The following is a 23,718-nucleotide window of genomic DNA, read 5'->3' on the forward strand; positions in this document are numbered from 1 at the left end:
GCCTTCAATGATCGGCGGGCCGGCTGTCGACTGCTTGCTGCTTACTGCTTGGTGCTGCCGTCTGCTTCAGCCGTCTCCGTGGCGAAGGGCAGGGAGTCGACGTCGAGCCGGGGGTTCTCGTCCTGGGTGGCCACCAGTTCGTGGGCTTCCTCGGCGGTGTCGACGCTGGGCATGGAGCCCGGCATGGGCCGGTTGGCCGATTCCTTCATGATGAACACGGCCACGGCGCCGACGACGGAGGTCGCCATCAGCCAGAAGGCCGGCATCATGTCGTTGTCGGTGAGGTTGATCAGACCCTGCATGATCAACGGCGCGGTGCCGCCGAAGATGGCCACGGCAAAGTTGTACGAAATGCCCATGGCCCCGTAGCGGCTGGCCGTGGTGAACAGGGCCGGAAGCGCGGAGGCCAGGTTGGACACGTACAGCGTGACGGGCAGGGCGAGCAGGATCAGGCCCAGCAGCGTGGACCAGACCGGACCCATGCCGATCAGCAGGAACGCCGGAACGGCCAGGACGATGGTGAAACCGGCACCCATCAGCAGGACCGGGCGGCGGCCGATGCGGTCCGAGAGCTTTCCGGCCAGCGGGATGCACAGTGCCATCAGCACCAGGACCGGAATGGTCAGCAGCGTGCCGTGCAGGGCGTCATAGCCCATGGAATCCGTCAGGTACGACGGCATGTAGGACGTCAGCGTGTATCCGACGGTGTTTGCTGCGGCCACCAGGACCATGGCGACGAGGATCGGACGCCAGTAGAGGCCGATCATGGCCAGGGTGCCGGGAGGCGTGGCGGACTCGTCGGGGTGGTCTGACGCGGCGTTTTCCTCCTGCGCATCCAGGGTGGCCTGGAACGCCGGTGATTCTTCGATCTTCAAGCGGAAGTAGATCGCGATCATGCCGAGCGGACCGGCGATCAGGAACGGAATGCGCCAGCCCCAGTCCAGCATGGTTTCGGCGCTCAGCGTCAGCTGCATGATGGAGACCACGCCTGCACCAAGGGCGAAGCCCATGTAGCTGCCCAGATCCAGGATGCTGGAGAGGAAGCCGCGGCGCTTGTCCGAGGCGTACTCGGTCACAAAGGTGGTGGCACCGGCATACTCGCCGCCGGTGGAGAACCCCTGGATGAGTTTCATGAGCACCAGGAGGACCGGAGCCCACATGCCGATGGTGTCGTAGCCGGGCAGCAGCCCGATGACGAAGGTCGAGGCGGCCATCAGGATCAGCGTGGTGGCCAGGGTCTTCTGGCGGCCCATGCGGTCGCCGATGCGGCCGAAGACGATGCCGCCCAAGGGGCGGGCAAGGAAGGTTGCAGCGAAGACACCCAGGCTGAAGATCAGCTGAGCGGAGGCGTCGGCCTCTGAGAGGAATACAGCACCCATGGTGACGGCCAGATAGCCGTAGACACCGATGTCAAACCATTCCATGGTGTTGCCGACGACGGTTCCGCCGACGGCCTTTTTCATCATTGATTTGTCGACGACGTTCACGTCATCGACACGAAGGCGCCGGCGCCTCAGGGCGGGGCGGCGCAAAAGCGGTGCATCTTTAGGCATGTTGGCTTATCTTTCCTAGAAGTCAGCTGCGTGTATCGGAAGCAACCGGCCAGACGCCGCAATAGGCGCCGGGCAGAGCATCAAGTTTAGGAAAAACACCCCCGCTTGCCGAATTGCGGGGCAGCCTGGCTCCGTTTCAGGAGCACCGCGCGCGGCTGAATCCGCGCCACCATAAGAACTACAGCGGCGATTGTGAAACATCTCACGGGAACGCCTTTTTGGCCGTATTTTCCGCCGGAAAGCCTCGGCACAGGTGGTTTCCGGGCATCAGATCCCGGCAGGAGCCTCGATGCGCACCGGGACCGGGTACTTCGCGGTGAGCTTGTCGCCGGAGGAGATCCCCCGCAGCCGGCGCCCGACCCACGGCCCCAGGTATTCCCTCGCCCACTGGGCATCCCGCCGCAGCTGCTCGGCCCGGGTCCGGGCAGGCAGGGCCTCCAGCTCCGGCAGGTCGATGGCATCCGTGCGGCGCAGGACTTCCAGGACCCTCTTTGCCATAAGCATGTGTCCGGCAGGCGACATGTGCAGCCGGTCGATGTCCCAGTAGCGCTCGTCCTGGAGTTCCTTCATCCGCCAGTAGTCCACCAGTTCGGCGCCGTGGCGGTCGGCGGACTCCCGCACCAGCTCGTTGTAGAGGGCGGTGCGGCCGCGGGTGGCGCTGAACACGGGAGCCTGGCCGGAGTCGAAGCCGGTGAACACCAGCACGGCGGCACCCGAGGCACACAGCTTGGCGATGCCGGCGTCGTACGCGTCCACCAGCGCATCGATGTCCACCTTCGGGCGCAGGATGTCGTTGCCGCCGGCGTAGATGGTGATCAGGGTAGGTTCCAGCGCGATCGCGGCGTCCACCTGCTCCGCCAGCACCTGGTGCAGTTTCTTGCCCCGGATCGCCAGGTTGGCGTAGCCCCAGGAACCTTCGGCAAGGATCAGCTGTTCGGCCACACGGTCCGCCCAGCCCCGGACGCCGTTGGGCCGGGAATCGTCCCAATCCCCCACGCCTTCGGTAAAGGAATCGCCCAGAGCCACATAACGAGAAGTAAAAGTCACTCCCACAGGTTACAAGTCCTCCGTTCCGGTTGCCGCACCGGGCGCCGCAGCGCCCGTCGGCGGATTAGACTCGAGACAAGCCCACATGCCGCACGCCCGTACCATCCCGCTGCAATCAAAAAGGACCCCATGGCCAGCTCAGCCAGCTCAGCCGCCGGAACGCGCCAGCGCGCCGCCGTCATTGTGAACCCCATCAAGAAAACCGACTATGACATCCGTGCCTTGGTCAACGGGATTTGCCGGGACGAAGGCTGGGAGGAACCGATGTGGCTGGAAACCGCCGAGGACGATCCCGGCCGCGGCATGGCCCGTGAGGCGCTGGAGGCCGGGGTGGACCTGGTGATCGCTGCCGGCGGTGACGGCACGGTGCGCTGCGTCGCCGCCGAACTGGCCGGCACGGACACCCCGCTCGGCCTGCTTCCCCTGGGGACCGGAAACCTCCTGGCCCGGAACCTGGACATTGCCGTCGATGATCCCGAGGGTGCCGTCACCGCCGCCCTCACGGGCACCGACCGCGCCATCGACGTCGTCCGCGTCATCCTGGACCGGGAACTGAAAGGCGACGTTTTCCTGGTCATGGCCGGCCTCGGCTACGACGCGGCCCTGATGGGCGACACGAACGACACCCTCAAGGACCGCGTGGGCTGGCTGGCCTATGTCGACGCCGGCGTCCGGAATCTTCCCGGCAAGCCGGTCAAGAGCACCATCCGGCTGGACGGCGGCAAGGAAATCTCGGGCCATCCCCGCAGCGTGATGGGCGGGAACTGCGGAAAGATCGTGGGCGGCCTGGAGATTTTCCCCGGCGCCCGCATCGACGACGGGCTGCTGGACATCATGACCATGTCCCCCAAGGGCCGGTTCGGCTGGCTCAGCGTTGTCAAAGGCCTGCTGCGCCGCGGAAAGGGAAGCACCTCCGTGGACTACTACCAGTGCAAGGAAGCCGAAATCTTCACCGAGGTTCCGCAGGAATTCGAGGTCGACGGCGACCATCTGGGCACGGCATCCCACGTCGCGTTCCGGGTGGACCCGGGTTCCCTGCGGGTCCGGATGCCGCACGGGAAGAAGGACCCGGCGATCCTCACGGATCCCCGGGTCTAGATACTCCGGAGCTCCAGCCCCGGGCAGGGGCTAGAGTCCCAGCAGGGGCGCCGGATCCACGTACTCACCGTTCCGCATCATCTCGAAGTGCAGGTGCGGGCCGGTGGAGTTTCCGGTGCTGCCGACGGTACCGATCATTTCGCCGGCGCCCACCACCTGGCCCACATCGACCAGGATCTCGTTCAGGTGGTTGTAGGTGGTCTCGGTGCCGTCGCCGTGGTCCACCACGATGCGCAGGCCACCGTACTGGTGGTATTCGGCGTAGGTCACGGTGCCCGGGAGGACAGACTTCACCGGGGTCCCCGTGGTGGCGCCGAAGTCCATGCCGTTGTGGAGCTCCGAGGAACCGGCGGGCAGCAGCGGATTCACATTCGTCCGCCAGCCGTACGGACAGGTCACCCGCACGTCGTCCACGGGTACCACGGGCCCGGTTTCCTCAACGACCGGCTCGGGTGCTGGCTCCTCCGCGGGTGCGGGCTCCTCGGCCGGGAGCTCTTCAGCGGGTGCGGCTTCCCCCACGGGTGCCGGTGCCTCGCCGCCGTCGGCAGGAGGTTCGCCGCCGTCGGCAGGAGGTTCGCCTCCGTCGGCCGCGCCCTGGGCTTCCGGATTCCCCTCACCCTCGCCGTCGAGGGTCGGATCCATCTCGGAGACAGCCACGGTGCGCTCCACATCGGCCGGCTGCGCGGCCTGGGCGGTTCCGACGACGACGGAGCCCAGGGCCAGCGCCGCACCGGCACTGATGGCACCGGTCTTGCGGAGCGGGGTGGACAGCCAGTCCCGGTTGGTCAGCCAATCCCGGTTCAGGGCTCCGGCCTTGACCGCCGGGGGGAGCTTCGCGGGCAGGCGCTTCGTGAAGGTGGTCACTGCCGGGGGAAGCTCTTCGGGAAGGTGCTTTTCGACTGTCGACTTCAGTTCCAGCCCCGGGGGCCGGTCATCGGTGGCCCAGTTCAGGAGCCGGGTCTTGAGTTCGGAAAAGTAGCGCAGGGTCTCTGTTGAGATATTCGTAATTCATCACCTCTGTGCGATTCTCGGCAGAAAGGTATTGAACAATGAACCTCTTGGAGCACGGGGAGGGCAGGCTGCGCCTCAACCCAATATCCACTTTACCGGCGAAGAACTTTCGGCGGCCACAGAATGTGACCAACCCCAACATGCCCTGCGCCCGGCGCCTCAGGACCGGCGCCGGGTCGGCGGTCGGGCGGTTAGAGTTCGGCCCGGCCGCTGCGCCAGTAGCCCATGAAGGCCACCTGCTTGCGGTCGATTCCGGCTTCGCTGACCAGGTACCGGCGCAGCCCGCGGACCACTGCCGCCTCGCCGGCGATCCACGCGTAGAACGGCAGGGCACCGGAAGGCGTGAGCGGGTTCGGCGTGGCCTTCACTGCGGCCGCGGTGAGCCGCTGCGGGGTCTCCCAGAGGATGGCCTCGTCCACGTTGACGTCCTCGATCTCCTGCCTCGCGATTTCCTGCCGCGGCGGGACCGGCGCCCCCTCCACCGAGGCCCAGCCGGGAAGCGCGACGGCGTTGCGGACAGCTGCTTCCAGGAGCTCGCCGTGGGGGCGGGCGCCGCGGGACAGCCAGGTGACCTGAACTGAGGAATCGGTCACGACCGGCTGCATGTCGGAGTCGGCGGGCACCTCCAGCAGTGCATGCCCGGTGATGTCAGCGGGCAGGGATTCCAGGATGGCCGTGATGGCGGGAACTGCCGTTTCATCACCGGCCAGCAGGATGTGCCGCGCCATTCCCGGACGCCACTCAATTCCGCCGTAGCTCTCCGCGGTGATGCAATGGGCGGCGTTCGGGCCGATGATGCTCACCTTGTCACCGGGCTGCGCTGCAGCAGCCCAGCTGGAGGCGGGCCCGCCCTTGCCCTGCTCGTCGAAGTGCAGGACGAAATCGACGTCGATCTCCGGATCCGCGCCGACGCAGCGTGCCGCACGGACCGTGTAGGTGCGCATGGAACCGCGCACACCGGCGTCCAGCTGCAGCCAGTTGCGGTACCAGCTGGTGTCGCTGCAGTCGAATTCCGGCACGGCGATCGGCTGGCCGGCTGCGTCGACGGAGGGCACAACAACCTTGATCCGCAGGTCGTGGGTCTGCCCCTGAACGCCGAACTCGGCCAGGCAGGGACCGGCAAAGGTGATCCGCTGGAAGTTGCCGCTCAGCCGCTGTACCCGCCTCACCTCAACGTCGAAGCACATCACCGCTCCGGCGCTGGAGGCACGGCGTGCCTTGCGGGGTGCGGCTGTTGCTCCGGTGCGGGTACTGACTTGCGTCATGATGCTGCCTCCAGGCGGGTTTCGGTGTCGGGTGCGCTGCGGATGTCGTGCGGATTGGGCAGGTAGCCCACAGGGCCGGCAGCGCGCCCCTTCTCCGATGGAGCTTGCTCGTGCGGTTCCTTCTCCTGTTGTTCCTTCTCCTGCGGTTCCTTCTCCGGCTGTTCCTTCTCCGGCTGTTCCTTCTCCGGCTGTTCCTTCTCCGCTGGAGCCTGGTGATGCCGCCCCAAAGGAACCACCATAGGCGTCCCGGACACAGGATCGGTGATGACGCGGGATTCAAGACCAAATACGTCATGCACGAGGTCTTCCGTGACGACGTCTGCCGGGGCGCCCTGGGCGGCGATCGCTCCGGCTTTCATCGCAATCAAATGGTCAGCATAGCGGGCGGCCAGGTTAAGGTCGTGCAGCACGATTGCCACCGTGGTGCCGGACCGGCGGTTGAGGTCGGTGATCAGGTCCAGCACCTCGATCTGGTGCGTGACGTCCAGGAATGTCGTGGGCTCATCCAGCAGCAGGACCTCCGTCTCCTGGGCCAGGGCCATGGCAATCCAGACGCGCTGGCGCTGGCCGCCGGAGAGCTCGTCGACGTTCCGTTCGGCCAGGTCCAGGGTGCCGGTCGCTTCCAGCGCGGCGGCAACGGCGTCGTCGTCGGCCTGCGTCCACTGGCGGAACCAGCCCTGATGCGGGTACCGGCCGCGGCCCACGAGGTCGGCGACGGTGATGCCGTCCGGCGCGGTGGGGGTCTGGGGCAGCAGCCCCAGGATCCGGGCCACCTCACGCGCGGGGCGGGAGGAGATGTCCCGGCCGCCGAGCAGCACCGTTCCGCGGGTCGGTTTGAGCAGCCGGGCCAGGCCGCGCAGCAGCGTCGACTTGCCGCAGGCATTGGCGCCGACAATCATCGTGATCCGGCCGGCCGGCAGCGTGACGGACAGCCCGTCGACCACGGTGCGCTCCCCGTAGGCGAGCACCACGTCCTGCGCGCTCAGGGCGTGCAGGTCTTGCCCGTCCTGGACGTCCCGCTGGTTTTGGAAATGGGAACCCATCTCAGCCTCCTCGGCCTACACGGTTGGAAGTGACCAGCAGCCACAGCAGGAACGGAGCGCCCAGGGCGCCGGTGACCACGCCCACCGGCAGGGACACTCCGGGCACCAGATTGGCACCGGCAAAATCAGCGGCCAGCACGATCACTGATCCCACCAGTGCCGAGGCCGCCAGGGACTGGCGGCCGCCCAGCAGGCGGCGGGCTATGGGCCCGGAGAGGAAGGCGATAAAGGATACCGGGCCGGCGGCGGCGGTGGCGACGGCGGCCAGGGCCACACCGGTGACGAGCAGGCCCAGCCGGGACGCTTCCACCCGCAGGCCCAGTCCGGCGGCGGTGTCGTCGCCGAGTTCGAGCCCGCGCAGCTGCCGGGCGAGCACCGCGGTGACCGGCAGCAGGACCAGCAGGGCGACGGCGAGGGCTCCGGCGCGGTCCCAGCTGGCGGAATTCAGGGAGCCGTTCAGCCACACCAGCGCCTGCGAGGCCGTGCGGACATCGGTGCGGGTCATCAGGAACATGACAACTGCCTGCATCACTGCGGCAAACCCGATGCCCACCAGGATGAGCCGGTATCCGGCCGCTCCCCCCTGCCGGGAGAGCAGATAGATGGCCAGGGCCACGATTAGCGCGCCGGCCAGCGCAGCCAGGGAAACCGTGGTTCCCCGCGCCCCGAAGACCACAATCCCGACGACCGCGCTGGCGCTGGCGCCGTAACTGATGCCGATGATGTCCGGGCTGGCCAGCGGGTTGCGCAGCATGGTCTGGAAGACGCTGCCGGCGATCCCCAGCGCGGCACCGACCAGGGTGCCGATGACGGCCCGCGGCAGCTTGCTTTCCATCACGATGTAGGTGGCGCCCGGAATCTGTTCTCCGCCCAGGATCCGGAAAAAATCGGGGATGGTTACGGTGTAGGTGCCCAGCAGGATGCTCACGGCGAAGAGGACGACGACGGCGCCGGCCAGGGCCGCGGTCACCGTGCGGAGGCGGCGGGCGGACCTGCGGCGGGCCGCCCGGATCACTGCGCCGCCGGATTCCGGCGGCACGGAGCCGCTCCCGGAGGCGCTCCCGGAGCGGGCGGATGAGCGGTCCAGCAGCGCGCTCACAGCTGCGCCTGCTTCCGGCGCCGAACCAGCCAGATAAACACCGGTGCGCCGATCACTGCCGTCATGACGCCAACGGGAATTTCTCCCGGCGGCAGGGCCAGTCGCCCGGCAACGTCGGCGACGATCAGCAGGACCGGGGCCAGGACCAGGGAGAACGGGAGGATCCATCGGTAATCGGGGCCGGTCAGGGAGCGCACCATGTGCGGGATGACCAGGCCCACAAAGCCGATCGGACCCGCGGCGGCGGTGGCGGCGCCGCACAGCAGCACCACTCCCAGGGCTGTGATCCCCCGGCTGAGCCCCACCCGCTGGCCCAGCCCGCGGGCCAGGTCATCGCCCAGGGACAGCCCGTTCAGCGCGCGGCCGGCGCCCAGGGTGATGACGGCGCCGACGGCCAGGAACGGCAGCACGGCTGTGATCACGTCCCAGCCGCGGCCCGCGACGCTGCCCACCTGCCAGAACCGGAAGACGTCGAAGGTCTGCTGGCTGGACACCAGCAGGGCGCTCATGAACGAACTGAGCCCGGCGGAGAGGGCGGCGCCGGCCAGTGCCAGCTTCACCGGGGTGGCACCTTCGCGGCCCAGGCTGGCCACCGTGTAGACCACGACGGCGGCGAGCGCGGCTCCGGCCAGGGCAAACCAGATATAGCCGGCAAACGCGGTTACACCGAAGCCGTAAATGCCCAGGACAACGAAGAACGCGGCTCCGGCGTTGACGCCCAGGATTCCGGGATCCGCCAGGGGGTTGCGGGCCACGCCCTGCATCGCGGCTCCCGCGAGTCCCAGCGCGCCGCCAGCCAGCAGCCCCAGAACGGTGCGCGGAATGCGGGACACCACCACTGCGTGGTCCCCGTTCCCCGGGTCATAGGCGGTCAGTGCCTGAAAGACGGTCTCCAAGGACAGCGCCCGTGCACCAAAGGCCACCGACGCAAGGCAGGCCAACGCCAGCCCGGCGATCGAGGCGGCAAGCAGGACGCCCCGGCGCGCGGCCGGATGTGCGCCGGTTCGCGGCGCCGGCTGCGGGCCGGACTGCGCTGCCGGACTGACGGTTTGAGCTGCCGGACCGACGGGGTGAGGTGCCGGTGCGGGGTGGCTGATCTTCACGCCCACGGCGGCACCTCCTTCAAGACGGAATAATCTTAAGTAAGGCTAACCTACGGTTCGGGCGCTTATGAAACATTTCCATGCCCTATTAACCGGCAATCTGGAAAACTACGCGGGGCCGTGAGGATTCATGCGGACGGCTGCTGCCGGCCCTCCGGGCCCGCAGCCACTTCTTCCCCCGCCCGGACCGGGCCCGGAGCAGTTCCGTCGCCGAACGGGCGGCCGCCCAGCCGCTCCCGGCCGTGCCCGGTGAGCCAGCCGGAGAGTTCCGGCCCCTTGGGGACGATTCCGGTGGGGTTAATGTCCTCATGAACGATGTAGTAGTGCGCCTTGATCTGCTCAAAATCGACGGTGTCCCCGAAGCCGGGCGTCTGGAACAGGTCCCGGGCGTACCCCCAGAGGTTGGGCATTTCCGTGAGCTTGTTCCGGTTGCATTTGAAGTGGCCGTGGTAGACCGGATCAAAACGGACCAGCGTCGTGAACAGGCGGACATCAGCCTCGGTGATGGTGTCGCCAACCAGATAGCGCTGCCGGGACAGCCGATCCTCCAGCCAGTCCATCGCCGCCCACAGCCGGTCGTACGCGGCGTTGTAGGCATCCTGCGAGCCGGCGAATCCGCAGCGGTAGACGCCGTTGTTGACCTCGGTGAAAATCCGCTTGTTGACGGCGCGCATTTCTTCCAGGTGTTCCGCCGGCAGCAGGTCCGGTGCGCCGTCGCGGTGGAAGTCCTTCCACTGCGTCGAGAAGTCCTCAGTGATCTGCGGAAAGTCATTGGTCACGACGGCGCCGCTGGGAACGTCCACGATCGCGGGAACGGTGATGCCGCGGCTGTAGCCGGGCGTGCGCCTGAAGAAGGCTTCCTGCAGGCGTTCAATGCCCAGGACGGGGTCCCTGCCGTCGGGATCCAGGTCGAAGGTCCAGCTGCGGGCGTCGTGGGTGGGCCCGGGCGTGCCCAGCGAAATGGCGTCCTCCAACCCCAGCAGCCGCCGCACGATGATGGCCCGGTTTGCCCAGGGGCAGGCGCGTGCCGCGATCAGCCGGTACCGTCCGGCCTCCACCGGATAACCGTCGGCACCGTCGCGGGTGATGCGCGTTTCAATGTAGTTGGTGTCCCGGGTGTATTCCGCACCCCCGGTGACATACGCCCCGCGCGTGCTGAAGCCGGCGCCGTCGTTCTGCCCTGTTCCAGTTCGCTCGGCCATGGCGCTCCCCGTTCTCATGGAATTCAGTCGTGTGTAAAGCTCTGGCGTCCACACTATCCGCTTATCCGCCGCCCCCGGCTTTTCGATGTGCTCCGGCACACGGCTGGGCCGCCGCGCTGCGCCACCCTGCTCCAGCGCCGCTCCCGCCGGTAGAGTCGAAGGAACGACACGCCTGCTTACCCATGACCACCAACAGCCGGAGAATCCGCGGTACGGAATCTGCGGCGGGGAAGGACCCAGCCAGATGCGAGTAGCTGTTATCGGAGCAACCGGAAACGTCGGCACAGCAGTGCTGCGCCGACTGGCCCAGGCGCGCAGCGAACGTCCGGATGGCCTGGAAATTGTGGGTATCGCCCGGCGTTTGCCGGACCCTTCCGTCGCGCCGTACGACGGCGTCTCTTGGCACAGTATCGACATCGCCACCGGCGAGGGCCGGGAAAAACTGACGGAGGCGCTCCGGGGCGCGGACGCCGTCGTCCACCTGGCCTGGGCACTGCAGCCAAACCATGACGAAGCCGAGCTGCACCGCATCAATGTGCACGGCACCGAAAATGCCCTGGCTGCAGCCGCGGCGGCGGGAGTGCGCCAATTTGTCTGCGCGTCGTCCGTGGGCGCCTACTCACCCGCGCCGAAGGACCGGCTCACCGACGAGTCCTGGCCGGCGCGCGGCATAGCCAGTTCCCACTACAGCCGGCACAAGGGCGAGCAGGAAGCGCTGCTGGACAAGTTCGAGCGCGAGTATCCGGAGATCCCGGTGGCGCGCCTGCGGCAGGGGCTGGTTTTCTCCTCGAGCGCCGGAACCGAGATCGGCAACTACTTCCTGGGACCGCTGTTTCCCAAGGCCATCCTGAACAAGCTGAGCCTGCCGCTGATTCCGCTGCCGAAGGAGTTCTCCTTCCAGATTGTCCACGCTGATGACATGGCCGATGCCTATTGGCGGGTGCTGGACCAGCGCGCGGAGGGGCCCTTCAACATTGCCGCCGAGCCGGTGATCACCCCGGAGCTGCTGGCGGGCGCACTCGGCGCCCGGCGCCTGCTGACCATTCCGGTGAAGCTGGTGCGGGCCGTCGTGGGCCTCACCTGGGCGGCACGCCTGCAGCGCACCGATCCGGGTTGGATCGACATGGCAGCCGGGTCTCCGATCATGGACACCTCCCGGGCACGCGAGCTGCTGGGCTGGGCTCCGCGCAAGACCTCCGTCGAGTCGCTGAAGCTCATCCTGGACGGGATGTCGGAAGGCGACGGCGTCAGCGGCTCGCCGCTGCTGGCTCCGCGGCGCTGACCGGCGCCGCGGCGGCGGCAGGTTCTCCGGCTGCCCGGCTTTCCGCCGCGCGGACGGCCGCGGCAATGTCTTCCTCCAGCAATTCCGCATTCAGGGCCACGGCGAGGCGGTAGGCGTCGCCGGCGGCGGCCACCACCTGGCTGGAGGGGTCGGTGACGTTGCCGACCGCCCAGACCCGGTCCGCTCCGGTGCGGCCCTCGGCATCAGTTTCGATGCAGCCGTCCGCGTCCCGGCGGCAGCCCGGAGTGCCGGCGAGCCTCGGATCAACGCTGGCACCCGGCTCGCAGAACACCGCCCGGCAGGGCACCAGCCGGCCGTCCGCCAGCACCACCGCTGACAGCGCATCATCCGCGGTCTGCAGCCGGACAGCCGTTCCCGACACCACCTGAACCCCCATGGCAGCCAGCGAACGGGCATCCTCCGCGGAAAGCTCCATTTCTTCCGCCAGGATCAAGGTCACGTCACGGGAGAAACTGCGCACCAGGATGGCCTGCTGAACCGAACTCTGAGCGGTTCCGAGCACTGCCAGGGGCCGGTCCGCAACCTCCCAGCCGTGGCAGTACGGGCACTGGAGCAGGTCCCTGCCCCAGCGCTCCTCCGCGCCGGCGACGTCGGGCAGCACGTCCCGCAGACCCGAGGCGATCACCACGTGCCGGCCGTGCAGCAGCCTGCCGTCGGCCAGTCGCACGGTGCGGCCGTCACCGTTCCCCGGCCGCCCGTCCCCCAGGTGCGCCACCTCGCCGTCGATGAGTTCGACGTCGTACCGCTCCAGATCGGACCGGCACAAATCCAGGAGTTCCATCGGCGCGATGCCGTCGCGCGAGGGGAAACCGTGGACGTGGCCGGCCGGAGCGTTGCGCGGACGGCCGGCATCAATTACGGCGACCCGGCGGCGGGCCCGGCCAAGCACCGTTGCGGCGCTCAGACCGGCGATCCCGCCGCCGACGATCACCACGTCGCAGCGGGCGGGCAGGGAATGTGGAACAGAAGTCATGGAATATTTTTACCCTATATTTGCCGATCGTCAGCACACTTATGATTGGCCTACACTTTTCGTCATGGACAACAGCCCGCAGGGCGCGCCCGCCTCAAAACTCAAGCAGGGGATCACCGGTCCCATGCTGTACCTTTTCATCCTCGGCGACGTGCTCGGGGCCGGTATTTACGCGCTGGTCGGTGAAGTGTCCGGCGAAGTCGGCGGCGCCATCTGGGTGCCGCTGGCCGTCGCCCTCCTGCTGGCCCTGCTCACGGCGAGCTCCTATGCGGAGCTGGTCACCAAGTATCCCAAGGCCGGCGGGGCGGCCGTGTTTGCGGAGCGCGCCTTCAAACGCCCGATCATCTCCTTCATGGTGGGGTTCTGCATGCTCGCCGCGGGAGTGACCAGCGCCGCCGGCCTGTCCCTCGCCTTTACCGGCGACTACCTTGCTTCGTTCGTGGACGTCCCGCCGGGGCCGGCGGCGATCGTGTTCCTGCTTCTGGTGGCGCTGCTCAATGCCCGGGGCATCTCGGAGTCGGTGCGCAGCAACGTGGTCATGACGGTCATCGAAGTCTCGGGCCTGGTGCTGGTGATTGTGCTGGTGGCGGTCATGGTCGGCCAGGGAAACGGCCACCCGGAACAGATCACCCAGTTCCCCGCCGGGGTTAACCCGGCGACGGCGGTCCTGGGTGCTTCAGTTATTGCCTACTACTCTTTCGTGGGCTTCGAGGTGTCAGCCAACGTTGCCGAAGAGGTGCGCGATGTGCAGCGCGTGTATCCGAAGGCACTCTTCGGGGCGATGCTCACGGCCGGAGTGGTGTACCTGCTGATCGGAGTTGCCGCCGCGGCAGCGCTGCCCACCGGGGACTTGGCCAACTCCAGCGGACCGCTGCTGGCCGTGGTCAGTGCCACCGGATTTGGCGTGCCGGACTGGCTGTTCAGCCTGATTGCCCTGGTGGCCGTGGCCAACGGCGCCCTGCTCACCATGATCATGTCCAGCCGGCTGACCTTCGGCATGGCCGAACAGGGGCTGCTGCCCCGCGTCTTTGGCCGGGTCCTGCCCAACCGGAAAACGCCGTGGGTCGCGATCATCGCCACCACCGGCGTGGCCATGGTGCTGACTGTCACCGGCGGGCTGGAGTCCCTGGCCGAGACCGTGGTGCTGCTCCTGCTCCTGGTCTTCCTGAGCACCAACCTCTCGGTGATTGTGCTTCGGCGGGACCCCGTGGACCACAAGCATTTCCGGGCACCGCTGGTGCTGCCCTACCTGGCGATTGCATCGTGCGTGCTGCTGCTGGCCCAGCAGTCCGGGTCGGTCTGGCTGCGGGCGGGAATCCTGCTGGCGATCGGCTTGGTCCTGTATGGCGTGCGCCGCGCGGTCAAGGGCAAATTGGGCTAGACATGCAGCAGGGCGGCCCCCGAAGGAGCCGCCCTGCTGCTTGTCGATCACCTGTCGATCACCCGGAGGTCGATCCGCTGACGGTCCTCAGCGGGTGTCCTCAGCGGGTGTCGTGGAGGTCGTCGTCGTAGTCCTTGCCCGCGTGCTGCTGGCGCAGCTTCCGGCCCTGCTCAATGTCCTCTTCCTCCTGCTCCTGGCGCTTCTCCGACTGGCGGGTGTCGCGCGGAGGCAGCTGGACGGACTCCTCGGCCTGAATGCCGGCCTGCAGTTCGCGCCCCCGCTCCACCTCGGCGTCAAACTCGGCACCGAACAGCAGGGACAGGTTGGCCAGCCACAGCCACAGCAGCAGGACGATCACGCCACCAATGGCGCCGTAGGTCGCGTTGTAGTTGCCGAAGTTCGACACGTAGAAGCTGAAGCCGAAGGTCACGATCCCCAGGACGATCAGGGCAATGAAGCCCCCCATGCTCATCCAGCGGAACTTGGGCTGCTTCACGTTGGGGGTGGCGTAGTAGAGGATCGCGATCAGCAGCACGGCGAAGATCGCCATGACGGGCCATTTGGCGATGTTCCAGATGATCAGGGCTTCAGGGCCGAGGCCGATCACGTTGCCCAGGGTCTCGGCGATGGGGCCGCTGACCACCAGCATCATGAGCAGGGCCGCAACGAGGAGGATCAGCATCAGCGTGACCAGCAGCTGGGTCGGCAGCAGCTTCCAGGCCGGACGGCCTTCGTCCACCTCGTAGATGCGGTTCATCGATCGGCCGAAGGCCTTCACGTAGCCCGAGGCTGACCACAGCGCACCGGCAATACCGACAATCAGTGCGAACCCGGCAGCACCGGAGGTCGTCAGCTGGGTGATCGGGTCTTTCAGGACGTCAACGGCGCTGCCCGGGGCGAACTCCTCAAGGAATTCAAGCATCGTGTTGGTGGTGCTTTCAGCCTGCCCGATCAGGCCCAGAATCGAAACCAGGGCCAGCAGCGCCGGGAACATGGCCAGCACCGTGTAGTAGGTGAGGGCAGCGGCCAGATCGGTGCACTGGTCCTTGGAGAACTCACGAATCGTTTTGCGGAGGATGTACTTCCAGCTGGGCTTGCTGACCTGAGCCGGGGTGTCCGGCTTGCTCGCGTGGTCGGGGTCCGGTGCCGTTTGGGCCCGTGCCTCACTGTCCTGCTGCGCCATGACGGCCTCCTGGGTGCGTTGGATTACAGTATTTCATCCTATTCGTAAGGGGGCTTACCTCCAAAGGTACGCGGAGCCGACCAGCCGCAGCCCGCCCGGCAGGTCAGAACTTTTTGTAGTAGTCGGTGAGCAGCGTTTCTTCCTCCGGGCTGAGGGCACCGTCGGGATCAACAATGGGCGAGTCATCGACTGCCTGCCGGGAGTAGTTGACATAAATGTCGTCCTCATCCCGGCGCGCCCCGGCCAGCGGGACGAAATGCTGACGGGTTTCAAAAAGGCCGAGGGCAACCGTAATCCATTCCGGCGCACCGGTGGCCCGGTCCAGGTGCACCTGGCCCACCGGCCCCAGCCGTTCACCGTCCTTGGCCCACACGTTGGAGCCTTGAAGTTCGTGGATTACAAATTCGTCTGCCATCGCCGTACCCCTGTCGCTGAGTGTTCCGTGGTGAGCATTCCGTGTCCGGCAATCCGCGGCGGGCAATCCCCAATGTTCCGCGGGCCTGCTGCCAGCCAGCCAGAAAGGGATCCGCCTGTCAACGGCGGAGGAAGAAAACGACGGCGCCCGGGTTAGTCCTCGGCGGACTTTTCCTCTCTTTCGTCGAAGACCTGCTTGCCCGGACCGGCAAAGGAATGCCTGCGGTCAACGGCTGTCATGGAGCCGGTGAAGAACTGGGAGGTGCTCGTGTCTTCCGGGCTTCCGCCGGTCCCGGACCGCGGGCTGCTGTGCACTTCCGGAGACTTGGCGTGCACTTCCTCCCAGCGCTGGCGCGGCAGGGCGCCGGGGTGCCATTCCTGCAGGTAGGTCACCATCGCTTCCCGGACCAGGCAGCGCAGGTCAAAAAGCGCCCCGCTGTCAGCGGCGCTGACCAGGATGCGCACGCGCACCAGGCTGTTCACCGCATCCGTAATCTGCAGCACGCCGGTGCGTCCGTCCCACAGCTCGGTTCCGGCGAGGACTTCCTTCAGATGGGAGCGCAGATCCCCCACCGGCGCGCGCCAGTCCAGGTCCAGCTCCACAGTGCCCAGGATGTCGGACTGCTTGCGGGTCCAGTTTTCAAACGGGGTGGTCGTGAAGTAGGTCGAGGGCAGGATCAGGCGCCGGTCATCCCACAGGTGCACCACCACGTACGTCATGGTGATCTCCTCGATGGTTCCCCACTGGGTTTCCACGACAACGACGTCGTCCACCCGGATGGCGTCGGTGAAGGCCAGCTGCATGCCGGCAAACACGTTGGTCAGGGTGCTCTGCACGGCGAGACCGGCGACGATGGAGATCAGACCGGCCGAGGCGAGGATACCGGCGCCAAGTGCCCGCACTTCGGGGATGGTCAGCAGGACGCAGGCCACGGCGATGGTGACGATGACTGCCACGCCCACGCGGCGGCCCAGCATGACCTGGGTCTTCAGCCGGCGCATCCGGCGGTTGTCCTTGCTGTCCGTGGTGTACCGGCTGAGGAGCATCACCTCGATGATGAGCAGGACAACCACCGCCAGCCAGGCCAGCGAGGCGATCAGCCCCAGGGTCAGCACGTAGCTGACCGGTGCGAACCAGTCGGTGCCGGCGGCGGTGGCCGCCAGGCCGATCCGGACTCCGATCAGCGACAGCACCAGCCGCAGCGGATTGCGCGACAGGGCACTCACTTCCCGGATCCGCGGCACCCGCTTGAAGATCTTGGCAGCGGATTCACGCATTATCCGGGCAAGCAGCAATGCTGCTCCCACGGCGAGCAGGACGGCGAATACAGGTTCGAGGCCGGAGGCAATACTAAGCAGGTCTTGCATCCTTTGATCGTGTCAGCTGCCCGGGGGGTCCTGTCCAATCGGGGTTTTGTCCAATCGGCCCAACACACGAACCGGGAAACCCCACGGGCAAACGAAAGAACACCCCGGGTTACCCGGGGTGTTCTTAGGTGCGGAGACTACTTGGCGGCGTCGGCCGCTGCGGCTGCCTCGGCGATCATCGGCACCACGTTGTCCAGGGCATAGGGAATGCTGAGCACGTTGATGGCGGAGACGGAGAAGACACGTTCGGCATCGGAGTCAGCGACCAGGCCGCCGTTCTTGACCGCGGGGATCTGGCCGAGCAGCGGGTCAGCGGCCAGGGAATCAGCGGCTGCGTCGTCGGCTACCCAGGTGACGAAGACGTCGGAGTCCAGCTGGTTGGCGTCTTCATCGGCCCACGGGAAGTAGAACTCGCCGGCCGGTGCATTTTCGTCCACGACCGGGGCTTGGACCATGCCCAGTTCAGTGAGGAACTTGGGCCGGTTATCCAGCGAGGTGTAGATGGACGAGGCACCCTTGGCCAGGTTGCCGTAAATGAAGGTCTTGCCTTCCAGCTCGGGATGCTCGGCAGCGGCATCCTTGATGGACTGCTCGGTGTCGGCGACCAGCTGGTCCGCTTCGTCAGCCAGGCCCAGGGCTGCGCCGGTCATCGTGGCGGTTTCCTGCCAGGAAGTGCCCCATTCAGCTTCGGGGTAGGCCACAACGGGGGCAATCTTGGAAAGCTTGTCGTAGTCCTCCTGCGCCAAGCCGGAGTACGCGGCCAGGATGACGTCGGGGTTGGTTGCCGCGATGTCGTCAAATGCGATGCCGTCAGTCTCGGAGTACTGGACCGGAGCGTTCTCGGACCCCAGCGGGGCACCCAGCTCTTCCAGCGCTTCGTCGATCCACGGCGTGGTTCCCTGCTCGTTTCCGCCGTAATCGATGGCCGGCATGCCCACTGGAACGACGCCGAGGGCAAGTGCGGTCTCCGCGTTGGCCCAGGCGACGGTGGCAACGCGCTCGGGAGCCTCCTCGATGGTTGTTTCACCGAAGACATGCTCGATGGTGACCGGGAACGAATCTGCAGCCGCAGGGGCGGAAGTGCCGCTGCCCGCCCCATCCCCTCCGGCGGAACCGGTGGAGCAGGCGGAAAGGGACAAAACGGCAACGGCGGCAACGGCCGCAGCGCGGCGCATCCGGGACAGGGCCATGGGGGCTCCTCGACTAAGGGAAAGTAGTTGTATTCAGACTGACCAGCGCCCGGCATGAACCGGACAAAAGTAAGGCTAACCTATCCTCAGGGTAATTACGCAACGTATGTCTTGCGTAATCAGTGCACCTGCCTGCTGCCGGGGCAGCTCGGGCCAGTCCGGGCCAGTCGGGCGGGGCACTACTCCGGTGCTTCGCCGGGGTGGAGGTAGACCTCGCCGTCGCGGACCTCGACCCGATGCGTCTTGGCATTCACCAGCGCCGGAAGGCAGAGCGCCTCCCCGGTCCGCAGGCAGAATCTGGCCGAGTGTATTGGGCACTCCACCTCAGTGTCCTCGATCCACCCCTCCGACAGGGATGCTTCCTCGTGGGTGCAGGTGTCGTTCAGGGCATAGAAGCTCCCGTTGTCACTGTGGAAGACCGCGATATCGTCAGCGGTGCCCGCCACTTCGGCATCGACCTTCACCGCTGTTCCTTCGTCGATTTCATCCACGGTGGCGATCCGAATGCCTTCACTCATCTTTTACCCTCTTCCGGCCCGGGGCCGTGACGTTCCTACTCGATCACTCATCACGTTACCCCTGCCGGACCTGCGGCTCCATGCGCCTAGAGCGACGCGGAGGCTCCCGTCCGGTCCACTTCCAGCTCCCGGATCAGACTGATGAGTTCCCGGCGAAGTTCGGGGTGGATATCGGCGCTGAACCCCGCCCGCTCAATGTCGTCAGCCCGCATCAGCATCCGGCGCCCATAGTCGGAGATGTCCACCACGCGCTTGGCTGCACCCTGCACGTGGGGCAGCTCGCGCACGAGCCCCTGGCGCGACATCGTCGCCAGCGAGGTTCCGAGCGTCTGTGCCGTAACTCTCAGCCGCCGCGCCAGCTCCGCGCGTTTCATCGGTCCGTCCGCGACCAGCACCCGCAGCACGGTGACCCGCTCCTGCGTCAGACCCACATCGCGCAGCCGGTTATCGACCTCGCGACGCACCAGCCGGGCTGCCGTGGACAACAATCGGACGGCTTCCCAGTCCCCCTCGTTCTGCATCTGCCTGCTTCCCTGTATACGTGTCCCGTAGACGTTTTCCAGTTGGCGTCATTACTTCCAGCGAGCGCCGGAAGTAATCAGTGTGCTTACTATTCCAACGCTACCGAGGGGGCACTTGTCAAGAATTGTGCCCTCGCTCAAAAACATGGAAGGCCAGGTTCCCGGGCAACCGGACACCTCTTTCAGCCCGCGCCCTCCGGGCGTACGCTGAGGCGGCACAGCCAACGGAGGCTGCCTGGTGCAGCCCGGACCGAGGGGAACTGCCATGAGCACAAGGAACCTGCAGGATGCCCGGAGCAGCAACGACGACGGCGTTCGGAATATCAAGGAACGGGTGGTCACCGCCCAGGATGCCCGCGCACTGGCCGAGGACTCCCGCATCGCCGAGGACCGGCGGCCAAGCTTCGCCAAGGGCATTTACATGGGCAGCTACAACCTGGACCTGATTCGGCCCCAAGCCGCTGATCCCGAGGCAGCAATCCGGGAACGCGATTTCCTGGACCGGCTGGCCGCTTTCTGCGCCACCCTGGACGGCCAGCTGATTGAACGCACCGGAGTGATTCCGGACGAGTACCTGCGGGGCCTGACCGAACTGGGAGTTTTCGGAATGAAGATTCCCCGGCAGTATTCCGGCCTGGGCCTGTCCCTGCTCGCCTACGGCCGCGGCCTGATGCTCCTCGGATCGGTGCACCCCAGTTTGGGCGCGCTGGTGTCCGCCCACCTCTCGATCGGCGTGCCCGAACCCGTCAAGGTCTTCGGCACCGAGGAGCAGAAGGAGGAGTACCTCCCCCGCTGCGCAACCGGGGCCATCTCAGCGTTCCTGCTGACCGAACCCGACGTCGGATCCGACCCGGCGCGGATGCGCGCCACCGCCGTCCCGTCGGAGGACGGCAGCGAGTATGTGCTGGACGGGGTAAAGCTCTGGACCACCAACGGAGTGATCGCCGAACTGGTGGTCGTCATGGCGGCGGTGCCGACCCACGGAACGGAAAAGGGCGGCATCAGTGCCTTCGTTGTGGAAATGGACACTCCCGGGATCACTGTGGAGAACCGCAACAATTTCATGGGCCTGCGCGGCATCGAGAATGGCGTCACCAGGCTCCGCGGGGTGCGCGTGCCAGCGGCCAACCGGCTGGGCAGGGAAGGGCAGGGCCTGAAAATCGCCCTCACCACCCTGAACACCGGGCGCCTGTCCATCCCCGCCCTGTGCGCCTCCTCCGCCAAATGGTCAGTGAAAATCGCCCGCGGCTGGACGGGCACCCGCGAGCAGTGGGGACAGCCCATCGGCCGGCACGAGGCGGTGGCCAAAAAGGTGGCGTTCATCGCCGCCACTGCCTTCGCCGTGGAAAGCGTGTTTGAACTGTCTGCCTCCATGGCCGACGCCGGCACCAAGGACATCCGGATCGAAGCGGCACTCGCCAAGCTCTGGGCCTCCGAGATGGCCTACCGGGTCGCTGACGAACTCGTTCAGATCCGCGGCGGCAGGGGTTTTGAAACAGCGGCGTCCCTGGCTGCACGGGGGGAACGGGCGGTGGCCGCCGAACAGCAGCTGCGGGACCTGCGGATCAACCGGGTCTTTGAAGGCAGCACGGAGATCATGCATCTGCTGATCGCCCGTGATGCCGTTGATGCCCATCTCAAGGCCGCCGGCGACCTGGCGGTGGCGGACTCCCCGCTGGGAAACAAGGCCAGGGCAGCAGTGAAGGCCAGCGGTTTTTACGGCCGCTGGCTGCCCACACTGGCGGCCGGGCGCGGTTCCGTGCCCACCGCCTACGCGGAGTTTGGCCCCCTTTCCGGACATCTGCGGTACGCCGACCGCGCCTCCCGGCGGCTCGCCCGGTCCACCTTTTACGGCATGGCACGGTGGCAGGCCGGGCTGGAGCACCATCAGGTGTTCCTCGGCCGGATTGTGGACATCGGCGCTGAGCTGTTCGCCATGTCGGCAGTGTGCATGCGGGCCGAGACGATGCGCGGGAAGAATCCGGCGGAGGGTGCCGAAGCGTATGAGCTGGCCGGGGCCTTTTGCGCCCAGTCCCGCGCGCGGATTGACGCGCTCTTTGACGACCTGTGGCGCAACTCAGATGCCGAGGACCGCCGGCTCGCCAAGGGGGTGCTGTCCGGGCGGTACACCTGGCTGGAGGAGGGCGTGCTGGACCAGTCCGAGGGAACCGGCCCCTGGATCGCGGAAGGGGCAAACGGCCCGGAGGCCCGGGGAAACCTGCACCGCCGGTACCGGTGACGGCTGCCCTCCCGCTGCCTGGCAGGCGGTGACGTGGCCCTTGACACACTATTCGCGCTACAGCAGACTTAGCCCTGACCGCGCATCATACCAAGCGGTTGCTTGGGAGTGGTGCCCTTTCGGCGGCCCGGTCCCGGCAATCAGAGGAGTCCCATGCAGGAGTACAGCGAGTCCCGGCGACTGGAGGGGAAAACGGCCATCGTCACCGGTGCCAGCCGGGGCATTGGCCTTGCCGTGGCCCGGCGGCTGGCCGCCGAGGGTGCCCGGGTCTGCATCACGGCCAGGAAACCCGGGCCCCTCGAGGAGGCAGCGGCGTCGTTCCCGGAGGGATCGGTCCTGGCGATTGCCGGCAAGTCGGACGACGCGGAACACCGCGCCGAGGTGCTGGACACCGTGGCGGGGGCATTCGGCCGGCTGGACATCCTGGTGAACAACGCCGGCATCAATCCTGTGTACGGTCCGCTGATGGAGCTGGAGCCGGAGGCCGCCCGCAAAATCATCGAGGTGAACCTCTACGGCACGCTCGGCTGGGTACAGGCCGCCTTTCACCATCCGAAGCTGGACTTCGCCGAACGGGGCGGATCGGTCATCAACCTGTCCTCGGTCAGCGCGCAGACCCCCTCCCCCGGCATCAGCTTCTACGGAGTCAGCAAGGCCGCCATTGAGCAGCTCACCAGATCGCTGGCGGTTGAGCTGGGGCCGGCCATCCGCGTCAATGCCCTGGCTCCCGCCGTCGTCAAGACGGCCTTTGCCCGCGCGCTGTACGAGGGCAGGGAAGAACAGGTAGCCGCTGCTTATCCCCTCGGCCGGCTGGGCACGCCTGAGGACGTGGCTGCCGCCGCGGCCTTCCTGGCGTCGGACGACGCCGCCTGGATCACCGGCCAGATCCTGAACCTCGACGGCGGCCTGCTGGCCGCCGGCGGCAATGCCTAAGCTGCTAAGGACATCCCCATGAGCACCCTGCCCTCCGAGGTCGAAGACCTGCGCATCCGCACCCGGGACTTCATCCGGTCCACCGTCATTCCGGCCGAGCCCTTGCCGGGTGAGCGCCTCGGCGAGGACTCCCTCGACCGGCTGCGTGCCGCGGCCAAGAGCGCCGGCGTCTTCGCGCCGCACGCTCCGAAGGAATACGGCGGCCAGGGCCTGGCGCTGCGGTTTTGGTCGCCCATCTTCCAGGATGCGGGGTATTCCCTGATCGGCCCGACCGTGCTCAACTGCCAGGCCCCGGACGAGGGCAACATGCACATGCTCGAGCTGATCGGCACGGAGGACCAGAAGAAGCAGTATCTCCGCCCCCTGGTCTCCGGTGCGGCCCGGTCCTGCTTCGGCATGACCGAACCGCACCCCGGCGCGGGATCGGATCCGGCCGCCCTGCAGACCTCGGCCGCCAAGGTGCACGGCGGCTGGATCATCAACGGCCACAAACGCTTCACCAGCGGCGCCAACAACGCCGCCTTCTGCATCGCCATGGTCCGCACCCCGGCCCTCGACGCGTCGGCGCCGGAGGGTGGTGCCCCGGCCGGAGCCACCATGCTCCTCGTGGACATGGACACCCCCGGGGTGCGGATCGGCGAACAGATTTCCACCATGGACCGCGCCATCGGCGGCGGCCATCCGCACCTGCACTTCGAGGACGTGTTCGTGCCGGACTCGGCGGTGCTGGGCACTCCCGGCAGGGGATTCCGCTATGCCCAGGTACGCCTCGGCCCGGCCCGGCTCACCCACTGCATGCGCTGGCTCGGGCTGGCCCGGCGGGCCATGGACATTGCCCTGGACCGGACCAACACCCGGGAAATGTTCGGCTCCGCCCTACACGAGTTGGGCATAGCGCAGGACATGCTGGCCCTGAACGTGATGGATCTGGAAACCTCCGATGCCATCATCACCAAGACCGCCACGCTGCTGGAATCCAATGCCAAGGCCGGCTCCGCGCTGTCCTCGGTGGCCAAGGCGCACACGTCCGAGGCGGTATACCGGGTGATTGACCGTTCCCTGCAGCTGTGCGGCGGCGACGGCGTCTCCGACCGCCTGCCACTGGCGTCCTACCTCAACGAGGTGCGCGCCTTCCGCATCTACGACGGTTCAAACGAAACGCACAAGTGGGCCATCGCCCGCCGGGCGTCCGCAGAACGACGGCGGGCGGTGGAGGACGGCGCGCCCTTCCAGGCCGACGTCGCCCAGACCTACAGCTCCGCGGAGGCATAGAA

General features: G+C 67.0%; 20 protein-coding genes and 1 pseudogene. 6 read left to right on the forward strand and 15 right to left on the reverse strand.

Annotated elements, in window-relative coordinates; genetic code table 11:
- Nucleotides 1-41: 41 nt before the first annotated feature.
- A complete protein-coding gene (locus tag QNN99_RS09325) occupies nucleotides 42-1,553 on the reverse strand; it encodes an MFS transporter (protein ID WP_229966182.1) in 1,512 nt (503 codons plus the stop codon).
- Nucleotides 1,554-1,820: 267 nt separating this feature from the next.
- Nucleotides 1,821-2,600, reverse strand: a complete 780-nt coding sequence (locus tag QNN99_RS09330) for an SGNH/GDSL hydrolase family protein (RefSeq protein WP_229966183.1) — start codon at nucleotides 2,598-2,600, stop codon at nucleotides 1,821-1,823.
- Nucleotides 2,601-2,729: 129 nt separating this feature from the next.
- Between QNN99_RS09330 and QNN99_RS09335 the strand changes: the two genes are divergently transcribed.
- Nucleotides 2,730-3,698 (forward strand): diacylglycerol/lipid kinase family protein, encoded by a 969-nt coding sequence (locus QNN99_RS09335; protein ID WP_229966184.1) that lies wholly within the window; start codon nucleotides 2,730-2,732, stop codon nucleotides 3,696-3,698.
- 30 nt (nucleotides 3,699-3,728) lie between these two features.
- Here the strand turns inward: QNN99_RS09335 and QNN99_RS09340 are convergent, their stop codons facing one another.
- The 6 genes and pseudogenes from QNN99_RS09340 to QNN99_RS09365 all read right to left on the reverse strand — a co-directional run bounded on the left by QNN99_RS09340 (nucleotide 3,729) and on the right by QNN99_RS09365 (nucleotide 10,421).
- Nucleotides 3,729-4,562, reverse strand: a complete 834-nt coding sequence (locus tag QNN99_RS09340) for a M23 family metallopeptidase (RefSeq protein WP_229966185.1) — start codon at nucleotides 4,560-4,562, stop codon at nucleotides 3,729-3,731.
- 338 nt (nucleotides 4,563-4,900) lie between these two features.
- The gene (locus QNN99_RS09345) at nucleotides 4,901-5,974 is read right to left on the reverse strand and encodes a siderophore-interacting protein (protein WP_442860506.1); all 1,074 of its coding nucleotides are present in this window, start codon (nucleotides 5,972-5,974) and stop codon (nucleotides 4,901-4,903) included.
- 182 nt (nucleotides 5,975-6,156) lie between these two features.
- A pseudogene (locus QNN99_RS09350) lies at nucleotides 6,157-7,017 on the reverse strand (ABC transporter ATP-binding protein); the annotation flags it as partial.
- Nucleotide 7,018: 1 nt separating this feature from the next.
- Nucleotides 7,019-8,032 (reverse strand): FecCD family ABC transporter permease, encoded by a 1,014-nt coding sequence (locus QNN99_RS09355; RefSeq protein ID WP_442860519.1) that lies wholly within the window; start codon nucleotides 8,030-8,032, stop codon nucleotides 7,019-7,021.
- An 80-nt stretch (nucleotides 8,033-8,112) separates the two neighbouring features.
- On the reverse strand, nucleotides 8,113-9,087 hold the full coding sequence (locus QNN99_RS09360; RefSeq protein ID WP_231712788.1) for a FecCD family ABC transporter permease: 975 nt from the start codon (nucleotides 9,085-9,087) through the stop codon (nucleotides 8,113-8,115).
- Between the two features lie 260 nt (nucleotides 9,088-9,347).
- Nucleotides 9,348-10,421 carry a glutathione S-transferase family protein gene (locus QNN99_RS09365; RefSeq protein WP_229966187.1) on the reverse strand — a complete coding sequence of 358 codons (1,074 nt, stop codon included), beginning with the start codon at nucleotides 10,419-10,421 and terminating at the stop codon, nucleotides 9,348-9,350.
- Between the two features lie 244 nt (nucleotides 10,422-10,665).
- On the opposite strand from QNN99_RS09365, the gene QNN99_RS09370 reads away from it, so the two are divergent.
- Nucleotides 10,666-11,703: an NAD-dependent epimerase/dehydratase family protein gene (locus QNN99_RS09370; protein ID WP_229966188.1), complete on the forward strand. Its 1,038-nt coding sequence runs from the start codon at nucleotides 10,666-10,668 to the stop codon at nucleotides 11,701-11,703.
- Here the strand turns inward: QNN99_RS09370 and QNN99_RS09375 are convergent.
- Complete coding sequence (locus QNN99_RS09375; RefSeq protein ID WP_229966189.1) at nucleotides 11,669-12,697, reverse strand: NAD(P)/FAD-dependent oxidoreductase; 1,029 nt, start codon at nucleotides 12,695-12,697, stop codon at nucleotides 11,669-11,671. The two genes, QNN99_RS09370 and QNN99_RS09375, sit on opposite strands and share 35 nt — an antisense overlap.
- A gap of 64 nt (nucleotides 12,698-12,761) precedes the next feature.
- On the opposite strand from QNN99_RS09375, the gene QNN99_RS09380 reads away from it, so the two are divergent.
- Nucleotides 12,762-14,078, forward strand: coding sequence for an APC family permease (locus QNN99_RS09380; protein ID WP_229966190.1), 1,317 nt, complete (start codon nucleotides 12,762-12,764; stop codon nucleotides 14,076-14,078).
- Between the two features lie 100 nt (nucleotides 14,079-14,178).
- Here QNN99_RS09380 and QNN99_RS09385 read toward each other — a convergent pair whose 3' ends face one another.
- The 6 genes from QNN99_RS09385 to QNN99_RS09410 form a co-directional block, all read right to left on the reverse strand.
- Complete coding sequence (locus tag QNN99_RS09385; RefSeq protein WP_229966191.1) at nucleotides 14,179-15,261, reverse strand: YihY/virulence factor BrkB family protein; 1,083 nt, start codon at nucleotides 15,259-15,261, stop codon at nucleotides 14,179-14,181.
- A gap of 103 nt (nucleotides 15,262-15,364) precedes the next feature.
- Nucleotides 15,365-15,676: a PRC-barrel domain-containing protein gene (locus QNN99_RS09390; protein ID WP_229966192.1), complete on the reverse strand. Its 312-nt coding sequence runs from the start codon at nucleotides 15,674-15,676 to the stop codon at nucleotides 15,365-15,367.
- A 152-nt stretch (nucleotides 15,677-15,828) separates the two neighbouring features.
- Entirely contained in the window at nucleotides 15,829-17,043 is a 1,215-nt protein-coding gene (locus QNN99_RS09395; protein ID WP_229966193.1) for a mechanosensitive ion channel family protein, read from the reverse strand.
- Nucleotides 17,044-17,180: 137 nt separating this feature from the next.
- On the reverse strand, nucleotides 17,181-18,233 hold the full coding sequence (locus QNN99_RS09400; protein ID WP_229966194.1) for an ABC transporter substrate-binding protein: 1,053 nt from the start codon (nucleotides 18,231-18,233) through the stop codon (nucleotides 17,181-17,183).
- Nucleotides 18,234-18,412: 179 nt separating this feature from the next.
- Entirely contained in the window at nucleotides 18,413-18,751 is a 339-nt protein-coding gene (locus tag QNN99_RS09405) for a bifunctional 3-phenylpropionate/cinnamic acid dioxygenase ferredoxin subunit (RefSeq protein ID WP_229966195.1), read from the reverse strand.
- 86 nt (nucleotides 18,752-18,837) lie between these two features.
- Nucleotides 18,838-19,272, reverse strand: coding sequence for a MarR family winged helix-turn-helix transcriptional regulator (locus QNN99_RS09410; RefSeq protein ID WP_229966196.1), 435 nt, complete (start codon nucleotides 19,270-19,272; stop codon nucleotides 18,838-18,840).
- A gap of 265 nt (nucleotides 19,273-19,537) precedes the next feature.
- Between QNN99_RS09410 and QNN99_RS09415 the strand changes: the two genes are divergently transcribed.
- From QNN99_RS09415 to QNN99_RS09425, 3 genes are all read left to right on the forward strand, one after another.
- Entirely contained in the window at nucleotides 19,538-21,511 is a 1,974-nt protein-coding gene (locus tag QNN99_RS09415) for an acyl-CoA dehydrogenase family protein (protein WP_229966197.1), read from the forward strand.
- A gap of 153 nt (nucleotides 21,512-21,664) precedes the next feature.
- Nucleotides 21,665-22,444: an SDR family oxidoreductase gene (locus QNN99_RS09420; protein ID WP_229966198.1), complete on the forward strand. Its 780-nt coding sequence runs from the start codon at nucleotides 21,665-21,667 to the stop codon at nucleotides 22,442-22,444.
- Nucleotides 22,445-22,462: 18 nt separating this feature from the next.
- Complete coding sequence (locus tag QNN99_RS09425) at nucleotides 22,463-23,716, forward strand: acyl-CoA dehydrogenase family protein (protein WP_229966199.1); 1,254 nt, start codon at nucleotides 22,463-22,465, stop codon at nucleotides 23,714-23,716.
- The last annotated feature ends 2 nt before the right edge of the window (nucleotides 23,717-23,718 follow it).

Source organism: Arthrobacter sp. zg.Y820 (assembly GCF_030125555.1).
Classification (GTDB): domain Bacteria; phylum Actinomycetota; class Actinomycetes; order Actinomycetales; family Micrococcaceae; genus Arthrobacter_B.